Here is a 14,194-nt window from a genome sequence, read left to right as displayed (position 1 = left end):
CAGAGAGATTCCCAGACCACGCAGATGGACAACCCAGACCGTACACGCGACCGACGACCGTACCGACAGACGACCACACCGAACGGAGGTGACCGATGAGCGAACCCGCGCCGCCGAAACCGGACGACGAGGAGGCGGCGGACGAGCCGACGCCCGTCACGACGGGCGCTGCGTCCGTCGTCCGCGCCCTCGAGAACGCCGGCGCCGAGGCGGCCTTCGGCGTGCAGGGCGGGGCCATCATGCCCGTCTACGACGCGCTCTACGACTCCGGCATCCGCCACGTCACGATGGCGCACGAACAGGGCGCGGCGCACGCCGCGGACGCGTTCGGCGTCGTCCGCAACGAACCGGGCGTCTGCCTCGCCACGTCGGGGCCGGGGGCGACGAACCTCGTCACCGGCATCGCCGACGCCAACATGGACTCCGACGGCGTCCTCGCCCTGACCGGGCAGGTGCCGTCGGCGATGGTCGGCTCCGACGCGTTCCAGGAGACGGACACCATCGGCGTCACGACGCCCATCACGAAGCACAACTACTTCGCCGCCGACGCCGACTCCGTCGGCGACACCGTCGGCGAGGCGTTCGCGCTGGCCGACGAGGGTCGGCCGGGTCCGACGCTGGTCGACCTGCCGAAGGACGTGACGCTCGGCGAGACGGACCGCGAACCCGGTCCGGCGGAGACGCCGAAGACCACGACGCCCCAGACCGAACCCGACAAGGAAGCCGTCGCGGACGCGGCCCGCGCGATAGAGGCGGCGGAGCGACCCCTGCTCCTGTTCGGGGGCGGCGTCATCAAGGCGGACGCCACCGACGAGGCGCGCACGTTCGCCCGCGAGAACGGCATCCCCGTGGTCACGACGATGCCGGGCATCGGCGCGTTCCCCGAGGACGACGACCTGTGTCTCTCGTGGGCGGGCATGCACGGCACCGGCTACGCGAACATGGCCATCACGCACACCGACCTGCTGATAGCGGTCGGGACGCGCTTCGACGACCGCCTGACGGGCGGCATCGACACGTTCGCGCCCGAAGCCGAGGTCATCCACGTCGACATCGACCCCGCGGAGATATCGAAGAACGTCCACGCGGACTACCCCGTCGTCGGCGACGCGGCGACGACGCTCGACCGACTCGGCTCCGAAGTCGCGAACGCGCCCGACGCCGGCGAGTGGCGCGAGCAGTGCCTCGCGTGGAAGGAGGCGTACCCGATGGACTACGCGACGCCCGATGACGAACCGCTGAAACCGCAGTTCGTCGTCGAGTGTCTGGACGAGGCCACCTCCGACCGCGCCGTCGTCACCACCGGCGTCGGCCAGCATCAGATGTGGGCCGCGCAGTACTGGACGTTCACCGAACCGCGGACGTGGGTGTCTTCGCACGGACTGGGGACGATGGGCTACGGCCTGCCCGCGGCCATCGGCGCCCGCCTCGCCGCGGACGACGACCAGGAAGTCGTCTGCGTCGACGGTGACGGGTCGTTCCTGATGACGATTCAGGAACTCTCCGTCGCCGTCCGCGAGGAGTTGGACATCACCGTCGCGGTGCTGAACAACGAGTACATCGGCATGGTGCGCCAGTGGCAGGACGCCTTCTTCGAGGGCCGACACATGGCCGCGGAGTACAACTGGTGTCCCGAGTTCGACAAACTCGCCGAGGCGTTCGGCGCGCGCGGGTGGCGCGTCGACGACTACGACGAAGTCGCCGACGCCATCGAGGAGGCCATCGAGTACGACGGTCCGTCGGTCGTCGACTTCCACATCGACCCGCGGGAGAACGTCTACCCGATGGTCCCCTCGGGCGGCGCGAACGGCAAGTTCGCTCTGACGGAGGACCAGCTATGAGTTCCGAGGATTCGACCGACGCGGACCAGAACGGAGAGTTGCCCAAACACGGCCTGCAGGGCCCCGAACCGGACGAACGGCCGCACCCGGAGGGACGGCGCAACTCGCAGGGCATCCGCATCGACCCCGAAGTCGAGGCGGAACCGTCGACGCGGCGCGCCGTCATCTCCGCGCTGGTCGAGAACGAACCCGGCGTGCTGTCGCGCGTGGCGGGGCTGTTCTCCCGGCGGCAGTTCAACATCGAGAGCCTGACCGTCGGCCCGACCACCGTCGAGGGGCACGCCCGCATCACGATGGTCGCCGAGGAGTCGAACCCCGGCATCGACCAGATAGAGAAGCAGTTGGCGAAGCTGAAGCCCGTCATCGCCGTCGGGGAACTGGACGACGACGCCGTGCGCGCGGAGTTGGTCGTCCTGAAGGTCCGCGGCGACGAACCGGACAAGGTCCACGCCATCACGGAGATGTACGAGGGCGAGACGTTAGACGCCGGCCCGCGGACCATCACGGTCCAGCTCACCGGCAGGGAACAGAAGATAGACGACGCCATCGACGCGTTCCGCCAGTTCGGCATCATCGAGATAGCCCGAACGGGCCAGACCGCGCTGGCGCGCGGCGACCAACCGACCGTCCCCGGAGAGGAACCGGCCACCTCCGGCGAACCGACCACACCAGCCAACTACGATGACTGACGACGAACTCACCACGACAGTATACTACGACGACGACGCGGACCGAACGCACATCGACGACAAGACGGTGGCCGTCCTCGGCTACGGCAGTCAGGGCCACGCCCACGCGCAGAACCTCGCCGAGAGCGGGGTCGACGTAGTGGTCGGCCTGCGCGAGGGGTCGTCCTCGCGCGACGCCGCCGAGGCCGACGGCCTCCGCGTGGCGACGCCCGTCGACGCGGCCGCCGAGGCGGACATCGTCTCCGTCCTCGTCCCCGACACCGTCCAGCCGGCGGTGTTCGAGGAGATTCGCGACGAACTCGACGCGGGCGACACGCTCCAGTTCGCCCACGGCTTCAACATCCACTACAACCAGATTCGTCCCCCGGAGGACGTTGACGTGACGATGGTCGCGCCGAAGTCGCCGGGGCACCTCGTCCGCCGCAACTACGAGAGCGACCAGGGGACGCCGGGGCTCATCGCCGTCTATCAGGACGAGACGGGCGACGCCAAGGAGGAGGCGCTTGCGTACTCGCACGCCATCGGCTGCACCCGCGCGGGCGTCATCGAGACGACGTTCCAGGAGGAGACCGAGACCGACCTGTTCGGCGAACAGGCCGTCCTCTGCGGCGGCGTCACCTCGCTGGTGAAGCAGGGCTACGAGACGCTCGTCGACGCGGGCTACTCCCCGGAGATGGCGTACTTCGAGTGCCTGAACGAACTGAAACTCATCGTGGACCTGATGTACGAGGGCGGCCACAAGGAGATGTGGGACTCCGTCTCCGACACCGCCGAGTACGGCGGCCTCACCCGCGGTGACCGCGTCGTGGACGACCACGCCCGGGAGAACATGGAAGAGATTCTCGAAGAGGTCCAGAACGGGACGTTCGCCCGCGAGTGGATCGCCGAGAACCAGGCCGGACGGCCGTCCTACACGCAACTGAAGGACCGCGAGGAGAACCACCACATCGAACAGGTGGGCGCGCCTCTGCGCGACCTGTTCGCGTGGGCCGAGGACGAAGCGGACGACAAAGAGGCGGCGGAGGCGCCGGCGGACGACTGACCGACGATGACAGACACAGACGAGCGAACGATGGGAGACGTGAGCCACACGAACCCGCACACCGAGGAGACGTTCGGGTACTCGTTCCGCCGCGGCCCGGCGATGGCGGACGGTGGCGAGACGCAGGCACCGAGCGACGAGGAGACCATGGGCGACGTGGACCACACGCCGCGCGAGGGCGACGACGTCAACGACGTGTGGACCCGCGGCCACGGTGATGTAGATGAGTGAGGGAACGCTGTACGACAAGGTGTGGGACAACCACGCCGTCACGACGCTCCCCACCGGACAGACGCAGTTGTTCGTGGGCCTGCACCTCATCCACGAGGTGACCAGTCCGCAGGCGTTCGGCATGCTCCGCGAACGCGACATGGAGGTGGCGTTCCCCGAACGGACGCACGCGACGGTGGACCACATCGTCCCGACGGCGGACCAGTCACGGCCGTACGCCGACGACGCCGCCGAAGAGATGATGGCCGAGTTGGAGCAGAACGTCCGCGACGCGGGCATCGAGTTCGACGACCCGACGACGGGCGACCAGGGCATCGTCCACGTCATCGGGCCCGAGCAGGGAATCACCCAGCCCGGGATGACCATCGTCTGCGGCGACAGCCACACCTCGACGCACGGCGCGTTCGGCGCACTCGCGTTCGGTATCGGCACCTCGCAGATTCGCGACGTGCTGGCGACCGGATGCATCGCCATGGAGAAGCAGCAGGTCCGCAAGATAGAGGTGACGGGCGAACTCGGCGACGCCGTCGAGGCGAAGGACGTCATCCTCGAGATAATCCGACGGCTCGGCACCGACGGCGGCGTCGGCTACGTCTACGAGTACGCCGGCGGGGCCATCGAGAGCCTCGACATGGAGGGCCGGATGTCCATCTGCAACATGTCCATCGAGGGCGGGGCCCGCGCGGGCTACGTCAACCCCGACGAGACGACGTACGAGTGGTTGGCGGAGACGGACGAGTTCGCCGACGACCCCGAGAAGTTCGAGCGACTGAAGCCGTACTGGGAGTCCGTCCGCTCCGACGAGGACGCCGAGTACGACGACGTGGTCACCATCGACGGCGACGAACTCGAACCGGTCGTCACGTGGGGCACCACGCCCGGACAGGGCGTCGGCATCACGGAACCGATTCCGGCACCCGAGGACCTGCCGGCGGACAAGCGCGACACCGCGCGGCGCGCACAGGAACACATGCGCGTGACGCCCGGCGAGACGATGCAGGGCTACCCCATCGACGTGGCGTTCCTCGGGTCGTGCACGAACGCGCGCCTCGCGGACCTGCGCCGCGCCGCGCGCGTCGTGAAGGGCCGACAGGTCCACGACGACGTGCGCGCGATGGTCGTCCCCGGCAGCCAGCGCGTCCAGAAGGCCGCCGAGGAGGAGGGCCTGAAGGACCTCTTCGAGGACGCCGGCTTCGAGTGGCGCAACGCCGGCTGTTCGATGTGTCTCGGCATGAACGAGGACCAACTGGAGGGAGACGAGGCCTGCGCGTCCTCGTCGAACCGCAACTTCGTCGGCCGGCAGGGGTCGAAGGACGGCCGCACCGTGCTGATGAACCCCCGGATGGTGGCCGCCGCGGCCGTCAACGGGGAAGTGAGCGACGTGCGCGAGATGAAGGAGGTGAACCTGGCGTGACGACGGAGATACCCGAAGTCGACTACGTCTCGGGGACGGGCATCCCCATCCGCGGGAACGACATCGACACCGACCAGATAATCCCGGCCCGGTTCATGAAGGTGGTCACCTTCGACGGACTGGGTCAGTTCGCCTTCTTCGACCTGCGGTTCGACGACGACGACGAACCCAAGGACCACCCGATGAACGAGGACCGGTTCAAGGACTCCTCGGTGATGGTGGTCAACGCGAACTTCGGCTGCGGGTCCTCGCGCGAACACGCCCCGCAGGCGCTGATGCGCTGGGGAATCGACGCCATCGTCGGCGAGTCGTTCGCCGAGATCTTCGCGGGCAACTGCCTCGCCCTCGGTATCCCGACGGTCACCGCCGACCACGAGACCATCTCGGAACTGCAGTCGTGGGTCGAGGAGAACCCCGACGGCGACATCGAGGTCGACGTGGAAGCCGAGACGGTCACCTACGGCGGGAAGACCGTCGACGTGACCGTGGACGACGCCCAGCGGAAAGCGCTCGTCGACGGCGTGTGGGACACCACCGCGCTGATGAAGTCGAACCGGCAGGCGGTCCGCGACACGGTGGACTCGCTCCCCTACGTGGAGAGCGATGACTGACGAGATAGTCGTCGTCGAGGGCGACGGCATCGGGAAGGAAGTCGTCCCGGCGGCGGTGTCCGTCCTCGACGCCGTCGGCGACTTCGAGTTCGTCGCGGCGGAGGCGGGCGACGCGGTGAAAGAGCGGACCGGCGAGGCACTCCCGCAGGAGACGTACGACGTGGTCGCCGACGCCGACGCCACGCTGTTCGGCGCGGCGGGCGAGACGGCCGCGGACGTGATTCTGCCCCTCCGGACGGCGGTGGACTCGTTCGTGAACGTCCGCCCGGCGAAGGCGTACCCCGGCGTGAACGCGCTTCGACCGGAGACGGACCTCGTCTTCCTCCGGGAGAACACCGAGGGCGTCTACTCGGGCCACGAGGACCGCCTCTCGGCGGACCTCTCGACGCTGACGCGCGTCGTCACCACCTCGGCCTCCGAGCGACTCGCCGAGTTCGCCTGCGACTACGCGCCCGACGGCTTTCAGGTCGCGCACAAGGCGAACGTGATGCGGGAGACGGACGGCCGCTTCCGCGACGCCGTCGTCTCCGTCGCCGAGGAACGAGGCGTCGAGACGGAGGAAGTGCTGATGGACGCCTTCGCCACGCGCGTCTGTCTGGACCCGACGCAGTTCGACGTCGTCGTCTGCCCGAACCTCGCGGGCGACGTGCTGTCGGACCTCGCGGCCGGACTCGTCGGCGGCCTCGGACTCCTACCGTCGGCGAACATCGGGCCCGACAACGCCCTGTTCGAACCCGTCCACGGGACGGCGCCGGACATCGCGGGCGAGGGCGTCGCGAACCCGTCCGCGACGATTCTCTCGGCGGCGATGCTGCTCGAACACCTGGGCTACGAGGACGAGGGTGCGGCCGTCCGCGAGGCGGTCGAATCGACCCTCGCGGAGGGCCCGCGCACGGCCGACCTGGGCGGCGACGCCTCGACGGAGGCCGTGACGCAGGCGGTCATCGACAGACTCGACTGAACGCGCCCGCGTTCGCGGCGCTCTCTTCTGCGTTCCCCCGTTCGTGAGCGACTGCGCTCGGCCTCGGTCTGCACGCTCGCGCGTATTTCTCGCGCAAAACGTGCAGGACTGAACGATTCTCGAACACGAACAATTAACAACGAACAGGGGCTACTGCCGAACACGACTGACGCCTATGTTACCCGCAGAGCGCAAAAGACGAATCGTGGAACTCGTCTCGGCGGACGACGGGCGGTCCGTCGAGGGCCTGGCCGAGGAACTCGGCTACTCGAAGGCCACCATCCGGCGTGACCTCCGAGAACTGGAGGACCGCGGCCTCGTCGAACGGTCGCACGGCGGCGCGGTGCCCGTCACGACCGTCGGCAAAGAACAGACGTACGGGCAGAAGGAGGTACAGAACCTCGACGGCAAGCGCGCGATAGCCGACCGCGCCGTCGCGGAGATAGCCGAGGGACAGGTCGTCTTCTTCGACGCGGGGACGACGACGATGGAGGTGGCCAAACAGGCGCCGAAAGACGGCTCCATCCTCTCGGTGACGAACTCGCCGCGCCTCGCCGTCGAACTCGGGAAGGAGGAGAACGACGTGAAACTCACGGGCGGCACGCTCCGCAGTCGCACCCGTGCGCTCGTCGGGCCGACGGCGGAGTCGTTCATGGAGCGGACGAACTTCGACCTCCTGTTTCTGGGGACGAACGCCATCGACGCCGACGGCGGCCTGACGACGCCGAACGAGGACGAGGCGCGGATGAAGCAGTTGATGACCGAGAAGTCCGCGCGCGTCGTCCTCGTCGCCGACGCGACGAAGGTCGGCAAGCGCTCGTTCGTGAAGTTCGCCGACGTGCACGACGTGGACGTGTTCGTCACCGACGAGGAGTTGCCGCCGAGAGAGCGGCAGGCGTTCGAGAACGAGGGCGTCACCGTCGTGGAGGTGCCGCCCGAATGACCGACGGCGACGACGTGCTGACGGTGACGGCCAACCCCGCCGTCGACCACACCGTCCGGGTCGACGAACCGCTTCGGACGGGGACGGTCGCCCGGACGGACGACGCGAAGTTCGACGCCGGCGGGAAGGGAATCAACGTCTCGAAGTACCTCACCGCACTGGACGTGGACGCCCCCGCGACCGGGTTCCTCGGCGGCCCGTTCGGGAAGATGATTCGCGACCGCCTCGACGAGGACGCCGTCCCGAACGACTTCGTCGACATCGGCGACCGAACGCGCCTGAACACGACCGTTCTCGGCCCCGAGGGCGAGTACAAGATAAACCACGACGGGCCGGCGGTTCGCGACGGGGAGGTGACGGCGCTGGTCGACCGCGTCCGCGAACGCGCGCCGGACCGCCTCGTCGTCGCCGGCAGTCTCCCGAAGGGCGTCACCACGGACGACGTGGACGAACTCGCCTCGGCGGGCGACTGGGAGACGGCCGTCGACATGGGCGGGGCGGCGTTGGCCGAACTCGACGCCTCCTACCTCGCCTGCAAGCCGAACCGCGACGAACTCGCCGTCGCCACCGGGATGGCCGTGGAGACGACGGCCGACTGCGCGGCGGCGGCGCAGGCGCTCCGCGACGGCAAGTTCCGGTTCGTCGTCGCCTCGCTCGGCCCGGACGGCGCCCTGTTGGCGGCCGAGTCCGGCACGTACCACGCGCCCGCCGTCCCCGCGGACGTCGTCGACACCGTCGGCGCGGGCGACGCTCTCCTCTCGGGCTTCCTCGCCGGACTCACGCGAGGGGAGTCCGAACGGACGGCGCTGAAGACGGGCGTCACCGTCGCGTCGCGCGTCGTCGCCGCGTCGGGAACCAGCGTCCCCGACTTCGACGGCATCTTCGACGACAGGGACGACGTGACGCTCTCCGCGGCGCGTCCCTGATGCTCGCTGGGTCCGGTTTGCGAGCGCAACCGTTCAAAATCGTTCATGTCCGAAAGGGTTTTTGAAGACATACAGAAACTATCGTGAGGGAGCAATCCATGTCAAGCAAGCAGTCAGCGGAGAACGCGTATCGGGCCTACCTGACGAAGATAAAGGAGGACCTGATGACCGGCGTATCGTACATGATTCCGTTCGTCACCATCGGCGGTATCTTCCTCGCTCTCGGGTACGCCGTGGCGGGCGTCACCGGGACCGGCGTGCAGGAAGTGTTCGGTGCGACCGGGACGCTCGGCTGGTTCCTCGCTCAGATCGGCGTGGCGGGGCTCACGATCATGGTGCCCATCCTGGGGGCGTACATCGCGTACGCCATCGCGGACCGGCCGGGTCTCGCGCCCGGGTTCCTGCTCTCGTACATCATCCAGCAGGGGAACGTCCTGCAGGCGGCCGGTGACGTCATCGGTCTGCAGGGTGGCGCGGCCGGCGCGGGCTACCTCGGCGCACTCGTCGCCGGCCTCCTCGCCGGGTACGTCGCCCGCTGGATAAAGGGCTGGAGCGTCCCGGACTACGTGACGCCGATGATGCCGGTGCTCATCGTGCCGGTGTTGACGATGGCGATTCTGTCGCCCCTCGTCATCTTCGTCCTGGGCGTCCCGGTCGCCATCGCGAACGCCGCGCTGACCGGCTTCCTCCAGAGCATGCAGGGCGGACAGGCCGTTCTCGTGGGGGCACTGCTCGGCGGGATGATGGCGTTCGACATGGGCGGCCCGGTGAACAAGGTCGCCTACGTGTTCGCCACCGGCCTCATCGCAGAGGGCGTCACGGCGCCGATGGCCGCGGTGATGATCGGCGGGATGATTCCGCCCATCGGTCTCGCCATCTCGAACTTCGTCGCACCGCACCTGTACGCCGCGGAGATGTACGAGAACGCGAAGTCGGGCATCGTCCTCGGCTTCTCGTTCATCACGGAGGGGGCGATTCCGTACGCCTCCTCGGACCCCGTCCGCGTGATTCCGTCCATCATCGCCGGGAGCGCGGTCGGCGGCGCGATGTCGATGGCGCTGAACGTCACGATGCCCGCCCCGCACGGCGGCATCTTCGTCGTTCCGCTGTCGAACAAACCGCTCGTCTTCCTCGGCGCCATCGTCATCGGGTCGCTCGTGACCGCCGCCATCGCGACGGTGTGGAAGCCGGACTTCGAGGACCGCGTCGGCGCGGGCGAGACGGAGACGGCCGCAGCGACATCCGACGACTGACGACAGACGACGGACGACACCGACGACAGACGACACCGACGACAGACGACACCGACGGCCGACCGGCCGAGACGGCCGCCAACACAACTACCTTACCCCAGCCGTTCACATATTCGCACGAAAATGCTCGAAGATGAAATCGACCGCCTGATGCCGACGGCGCACATCTCGCTCGAAGAACCGCCCGCAGAGAAGGAACTCGCCATCGAATACCTGTTGGACCTCGTCGTGGAGAACGGTCGCGTGACCGAACGCGAGACGGCCCTCGCGGACCTGCAGGAACGAGAGAAGGAGGCCACGACGGGCGTCGGCATGGGAATCGGCATCCCCCACGCCAAGACGACGGCCGTCGAGGCTCCCTCTGTGGCGTTCGCGCGTTCCGCGGAGGGAATCGACTTCGACGCGATGGACGACAAGCCGGCGAAACTGCTGTTCATGATTCTCGTCCCCGAGGAGGGCGGCGAGGAACACCTGCAGATTCTCAGTTCGCTCTCGCGCGCCCTCATGCACGAGGACGTCCGCGAGAAACTGCTGGAGGCCGAGGACGCCGAGACGGTCCAGAACACGGTCCGGGAGGCGGTGAACTGATGCCCGAGCGAATCGTCACCGTCGTCCCCGAGGACGGCCTGCACGCCCGTCCCGCGTCGGTGTTCGTGGAGACGGCCAACGAGTTCGACGCGGAGATTCGCGTCGGCCCGGAGGACGGCGACATGGTGAACGCCGCGAGCATGCTCGCCGTCACCGGACTCGGCGTCTCGGGCGGCGAGAACGTCCGCCTCTCCGCGGAGGGCGACGACGCCGAGGAGGCACTCGACGCCTTGGAGGAAGTGCTTTCGACGCCGGAGGACGAACTGTAACGCGATGACACGGCGATTCGACGGCATCGGCGTCACCCCGCTCTCGGGTGTCGGCACCGTCGTCTGGTACGCGCCCGACGCGGAACTGGACGACCCGCCGGCCCCCGAGGAGGTCGACGCCGACGCCGAGACGGCACGGTTCGAGGAGGCGCGCACGTCGGCGCGCGAGGAACTGAAGCGCGAACGCGAACGAACGGCCGAACGAGTCGGCGAGGACGAGGCGGCGGTGTTCGACGCGCACGTCCAGTTCCTCGAGGACCCGCAGATAACCGAGGGCGTCGAGGAGGAGATTTCGAACGGCCTCCCGGCCGAACACGCCGTCGAACGGACGTTCGACCGGTTCGTCGAGCAGTTCGAGGGGATGGAGGGCCGGATGGCCGAACGCGCGGACGACTTGCGCGACGTGCGCGACAGACTCGTGCGCGTCCTCTCGGGCGGCGAACGCGTGAACCTCGCGGAGTTACCCGAGGGGAGCGTCGTCTTCGCCGAACGCCTGACGCCGAGCGACACCGCGCAGTTGGACCCCGAACGCGTCGCCGGGTTCGTCACCGTCACGGGCGGGCGAACCTCGCACGCGGCCATCTTCGCCCGGTCGCTGGCCCTGCCCGCCGTCGTCGGCGTCGGCGAGGAACTGAACGACGTCGCCGAGGGCGAGAGCGTCGTCGTGGACGGCACCGACGGCGTCGTCGTCGTCGACCCCGACGAGGAGACGCGCGAGGCGGCCGCCGAGGAGGCCGACGTGGAGATTCGGGACGACCCCGTCTCGACGGCGGACGGCGTCCCCGTCGAGGTGGCCGGCAACGTCGGGACGGAGGCGGACCTCGCGCCGGCCGCCGACCGCGGTGCGGACGGCATCGGCCTGTTCCGGACCGAGTTCCTGTTCCTCGACCGGGAGTCGCCGCCGGACGAGGACGAACAGTACGAGACGTACGTCGAGGCGTTGGAGGCGTTCCCCGAGGGCCGCGTCGTCGTCCGAACGCTGGACGTCGGCGGCGACAAGCCCATCGACTACCTCGACCTGCCCGAGGAGGAGAACCCGTTCCTCGGCGAACGGGGCATCCGGCGGTCGCTCGGCCCCGACGCCGACCTGTTCGAGACGCAACTGCGTGCGCTCCTCCGCGCCGCGGGGAGCGAACGCGGCGGCGACCTGGCGGTGATGCTCCCCCTCGTCTCGACCGTCGAGGAGGTGACGGCGGCCCGCGAGCGACTGGAACTGTTCGCCGACGACTTGGAGCGTGAGGGCGTCGAGTACGCCGTCCCCGAGTTCGGCGTGATGGTCGAGACGCCCTCGGCGGCGTTCATGGCCGACGCTCTGACCGACGAGGTGGACTTCTTCAGCATCGGGACGAACGACCTCGCCCAGTACGTCATGGCCGCCGAACGCGGCAACGAACGCGTCGCCGAACTCGGCGACTACCACCAGCCGGCGGTGCTCCGCGCCATCCGGGCGACGGTCGAAGCCACCGAGGGGACGGACGTCTGGGTCGGCATGTGCGGCGAGATGGCCGGCGACCCGGACCTGACCGAACTGCTCCTCGGTCTCGGTCTCGACGAACTCAGCATGAGCGCGGTCACGGTGCCGCAGGTCAAGCGGGCCGTGACCGAGACGAACACCGAAGACGCGAGAGCGCTGGCCGAACGAGCGCTCTCGGCCCGAACGAAGAACGAAGTGAGACGAGTGCTAACGGAGAACACAGAATCATGAAGCTAGTCGCAGTCACCGCGTGTCCGACGGGAATCGCGCACAGTCAGATGGCCGCAGAGAACTTAGAACAGACCGCCGAGCGACTCGGGCACGAGATAAAGGTCGAAGTGCAGGGGGCGATGGGCGCCGAGAACGAACTCACCGCCGACGACGTCGCCGACGCGGACGCGGTCATCATCGCCTCCGACACGGCGGTCAGTCGCGACCGCTTCGAGGGCAAACCGCTGGTGAAGGGGACGGTCAAAGACGGCGTCAACGACGCCGAGGGACTCGTCGAACGGGCCGCAGAACTCGTCGAGAACGACGAGACGGGGACGGTGGAAGTCGGCGGCGGCGAGGCGACGGACGCCGGCGACGACGAGGCGGCGTCCGAGACGGCGGCGACGGAGACGCAGGAACCGCAACAGCGACGGCGCGGCGGCGACCGAGAGAAGGGCCTGTTCGCCCGCCTGAAGAAACTGTTCTCCTGAACCCGCCGACGCGTTCGCGACCGAACGTTGACTCGCGTCCGAGTACCGAATTTTCAGAAGCGGACAGAGGCGAACACCCGCGTTCACGCGACTGTCGAGGCGGAGAGAGATTCATCCGGATTCGGGTAGCTATCTCCGCGGTTCGCAGCGTCTGACGCCGGAACCGGAAAACGGGCAGAAACGAAAGCGCTCCGCATACGTTATAATGCCTGCACGTGAACGCCGAAGCAGGTGACTCACAGTGCCGTTCTACCGCGGGAACGAACTCGCTAAGGTGTACGACGACGCACTCGAGGAGGGATTCGGTCTCATCGCCTCGAACATCGCCGAACCGAACGTGATGATGGGGTTGATGGAGGGCGCGTCGCGCGAGAACTCCGACCTGCTCTTACAGCTATCGGGCGGCGCCGCGTCCTTCGCGGGGAACGGCGACGCCGTCTCCGGACTGAAGGCGATGGGGTCGTACGTCGAGACCATCGCCGAGCAGTACGACATCGGCGTCTTCCTCAACATGGACCACCAGTCGGACATGGAGTTCATCGAGGCGCAGATGGACCTCGGCATCCCCTCCTCCATCATGATAGACGCCTCTCACGAACCGTTCGAGGAGAACGTCGCGACGAGTCGAGAGGTCGTCGAGATGAAAGAGGAGAAGGGCGCAGACGTGCTCATCGAGGCCGAACTCGGCCAGATAAAGGGCGTCGAGGACGAGGTGCAGGCCGAGGAGGCGTTCTACACCGACCCCGAACAGGCCGTCGAGTTCGTCGACCGGACCGGCTGTGACCTGCTGGCCATCTCCGTCGGCACGCAACACGGCGTCGCGAAGGGGAAGGACCTCGAACTCCGCCCGGACCTCGCCCGCGACATCCGCGAGACGCTCCGCGACCACGGGCTGGACACGCCGCTTGTCCTCCACGGTTCTTCGGGCGTCCAACCCGACCAACTGCAGTCGATGCTGCAGCACGGTATCTGCAAGGTGAACAAGGACACGCGCTACCAGTACGAATACACTCGGACGGCGTTCGACCACTACCGCGAGGACCCGCAGGCCATCGTCCCGCCGGAGGACACCGAGGACGCCCGCGACACGTTCTTCAACGAGACGGAGTGGTCGCCGAACAAGGACGTGTTCGACCCGCGCGTCGTCGGCCGGAAGATTCGCGACCGAGTCGCGGACGTCCACGCCGAGTTGACGCACGTCTCCGGCAGCGCGAACCAGAGCCGGTACGTCTGACGCTTCCCCGACGGCGT

15 protein-coding genes are annotated in these 14,194 nt (G+C 68.1%); all 15 read left to right on the top strand.

Going from position 1 to position 14,194, the window contains the following annotated elements; all coding sequences use genetic code 11:
• Positions 1-95 precede the first annotated feature (95 nt).
• The gene (ilvB, locus tag BM310_RS09385; RefSeq protein ID WP_089806833.1) at positions 96-1,841 is read left to right on the top strand and encodes a biosynthetic-type acetolactate synthase large subunit; all 1,746 of its coding nucleotides are present in this window, start codon (positions 96-98) and stop codon (positions 1,839-1,841) included.
• On the top strand, positions 1,838-2,530 hold the full coding sequence (gene ilvN / locus BM310_RS09380) for an acetolactate synthase small subunit (RefSeq protein WP_089806831.1): 693 nt from the start codon (positions 1,838-1,840) through the stop codon (positions 2,528-2,530). The genes ilvB and ilvN overlap by 4 nt, the downstream gene beginning before the upstream one ends.
• Positions 2,523-3,572: a ketol-acid reductoisomerase gene (gene ilvC, locus BM310_RS09375; RefSeq protein ID WP_089806829.1), complete on the top strand. Its 1,050-nt coding sequence runs from the start codon at positions 2,523-2,525 to the stop codon at positions 3,570-3,572. The genes ilvN and ilvC overlap by 8 nt, the downstream gene beginning before the upstream one ends.
• Positions 3,573-3,578: 6 nt before the next feature.
• On the top strand, positions 3,579-3,803 hold the full coding sequence (locus BM310_RS09370) for a hypothetical protein (protein WP_089806827.1): 225 nt from the start codon (positions 3,579-3,581) through the stop codon (positions 3,801-3,803).
• Positions 3,796-5,217: a 3-isopropylmalate dehydratase large subunit gene (gene leuC / locus BM310_RS09365; RefSeq protein ID WP_089806825.1), complete on the top strand. Its 1,422-nt coding sequence runs from the start codon at positions 3,796-3,798 to the stop codon at positions 5,215-5,217. The genes BM310_RS09370 and leuC overlap by 8 nt, the downstream gene beginning before the upstream one ends.
• A complete protein-coding gene (leuD, locus tag BM310_RS09360; RefSeq protein ID WP_089806824.1) occupies positions 5,214-5,828 on the top strand; it encodes a 3-isopropylmalate dehydratase small subunit in 615 nt (204 codons plus the stop codon). Before leuC ends, leuD begins: the two co-directional genes overlap by 4 nt.
• Positions 5,821-6,789: a 3-isopropylmalate dehydrogenase gene (leuB, locus tag BM310_RS09355; RefSeq protein ID WP_089806821.1), complete on the top strand. Its 969-nt coding sequence runs from the start codon at positions 5,821-5,823 to the stop codon at positions 6,787-6,789. Before leuD ends, leuB begins: the two co-directional genes overlap by 8 nt.
• A 175-nt stretch (positions 6,790-6,964) precedes the next feature.
• Positions 6,965-7,732, top strand: coding sequence for an HTH-type transcriptional regulator GlpR (gene glpR / locus BM310_RS09350; protein ID WP_089806819.1), 768 nt, complete (start codon positions 6,965-6,967; stop codon positions 7,730-7,732).
• Entirely contained in the window at positions 7,729-8,658 is a 930-nt protein-coding gene (pfkB, locus tag BM310_RS09345) for a 1-phosphofructokinase (protein ID WP_089806817.1), read from the top strand. Before glpR ends, pfkB begins: the two co-directional genes overlap by 4 nt.
• A 98-nt stretch (positions 8,659-8,756) precedes the next feature.
• A complete protein-coding gene (locus tag BM310_RS09340; protein WP_089806816.1) occupies positions 8,757-9,911 on the top strand; it encodes a PTS fructose transporter subunit IIC in 1,155 nt (384 codons plus the stop codon).
• Positions 9,912-10,034: 123 nt separating this feature from the next.
• A complete protein-coding gene (locus tag BM310_RS09335; RefSeq protein ID WP_089806814.1) occupies positions 10,035-10,499 on the top strand; it encodes a PTS sugar transporter subunit IIA in 465 nt (154 codons plus the stop codon).
• Positions 10,499-10,768 carry a phosphocarrier protein HPr gene (ptsH1, locus tag BM310_RS09330; protein ID WP_089806812.1) on the top strand — a complete coding sequence of 90 codons (270 nt, stop codon included), beginning with the start codon at positions 10,499-10,501 and terminating at the stop codon, positions 10,766-10,768. Before BM310_RS09335 ends, ptsH1 begins: the two co-directional genes overlap by 1 nt.
• Positions 10,769-10,772: 4 nt before the next feature.
• Entirely contained in the window at positions 10,773-12,473 is a 1,701-nt protein-coding gene (gene ptsP, locus BM310_RS09325) for a phosphoenolpyruvate--protein phosphotransferase (protein ID WP_089806810.1), read from the top strand.
• Positions 12,470-12,943: a PTS fructose transporter subunit IIB gene (locus BM310_RS09320; RefSeq protein ID WP_089806808.1), complete on the top strand. Its 474-nt coding sequence runs from the start codon at positions 12,470-12,472 to the stop codon at positions 12,941-12,943. Before ptsP ends, BM310_RS09320 begins: the two co-directional genes overlap by 4 nt.
• Before the next feature lie 241 nt (positions 12,944-13,184).
• Positions 13,185-14,177 carry a class II fructose-bisphosphate aldolase gene (gene fba, locus BM310_RS09315; RefSeq protein WP_089806806.1) on the top strand — a complete coding sequence of 331 codons (993 nt, stop codon included), beginning with the start codon at positions 13,185-13,187 and terminating at the stop codon, positions 14,175-14,177.
• Positions 14,178-14,194 lie beyond the last annotated feature (17 nt).

Origin of the sequence: Halogeometricum rufum (assembly GCF_900112175.1) — an archaeon.
GTDB lineage: Archaea > Halobacteriota > Halobacteria > Halobacteriales > Haloferacaceae > Halogeometricum > Halogeometricum rufum.
The sequence above is the reverse complement of the archived record's forward strand: the minus strand, read 5'-3'. Positions and strand labels throughout refer to the sequence as shown.

Coding starts and splice junctions, on each gene's coding strand:
- ptsP (WP_089806810.1), top strand. CDS start 10,773: ATGACACGGCGATTCGACGGCATCGGCGTCACCCCGCTCTCGGGTGTC.
- glpR (WP_089806819.1), top strand. CDS start 6,965: ATGTTACCCGCAGAGCGCAAAAGACGAATCGTGGAACTCGTCTCGGCG.
- BM310_RS09370 (WP_089806827.1), top strand. CDS start 3,579: ATGACAGACACAGACGAGCGAACGATGGGAGACGTGAGCCACACGAAC.
- BM310_RS09335 (WP_089806814.1), top strand. CDS start 10,035: ATGCTCGAAGATGAAATCGACCGCCTGATGCCGACGGCGCACATCTCG.
- BM310_RS09320 (WP_089806808.1), top strand. CDS start 12,470: ATGAAGCTAGTCGCAGTCACCGCGTGTCCGACGGGAATCGCGCACAGT.
- ilvC (WP_089806829.1), top strand. CDS start 2,523: ATGACTGACGACGAACTCACCACGACAGTATACTACGACGACGACGCG.
- ilvN (WP_089806831.1), top strand. CDS start 1,838: ATGAGTTCCGAGGATTCGACCGACGCGGACCAGAACGGAGAGTTGCCC.
- ilvB (WP_089806833.1), top strand. CDS start 96: ATGAGCGAACCCGCGCCGCCGAAACCGGACGACGAGGAGGCGGCGGAC.
- pfkB (WP_089806817.1), top strand. CDS start 7,729: ATGACCGACGGCGACGACGTGCTGACGGTGACGGCCAACCCCGCCGTC.
- leuC (WP_089806825.1), top strand. CDS start 3,796: ATGAGTGAGGGAACGCTGTACGACAAGGTGTGGGACAACCACGCCGTC.
- ptsH1 (WP_089806812.1), top strand. CDS start 10,499: ATGCCCGAGCGAATCGTCACCGTCGTCCCCGAGGACGGCCTGCACGCC.
- BM310_RS09340 (WP_089806816.1), top strand. CDS start 8,757: ATGTCAAGCAAGCAGTCAGCGGAGAACGCGTATCGGGCCTACCTGACG.
- leuB (WP_089806821.1), top strand. CDS start 5,821: ATGACTGACGAGATAGTCGTCGTCGAGGGCGACGGCATCGGGAAGGAA.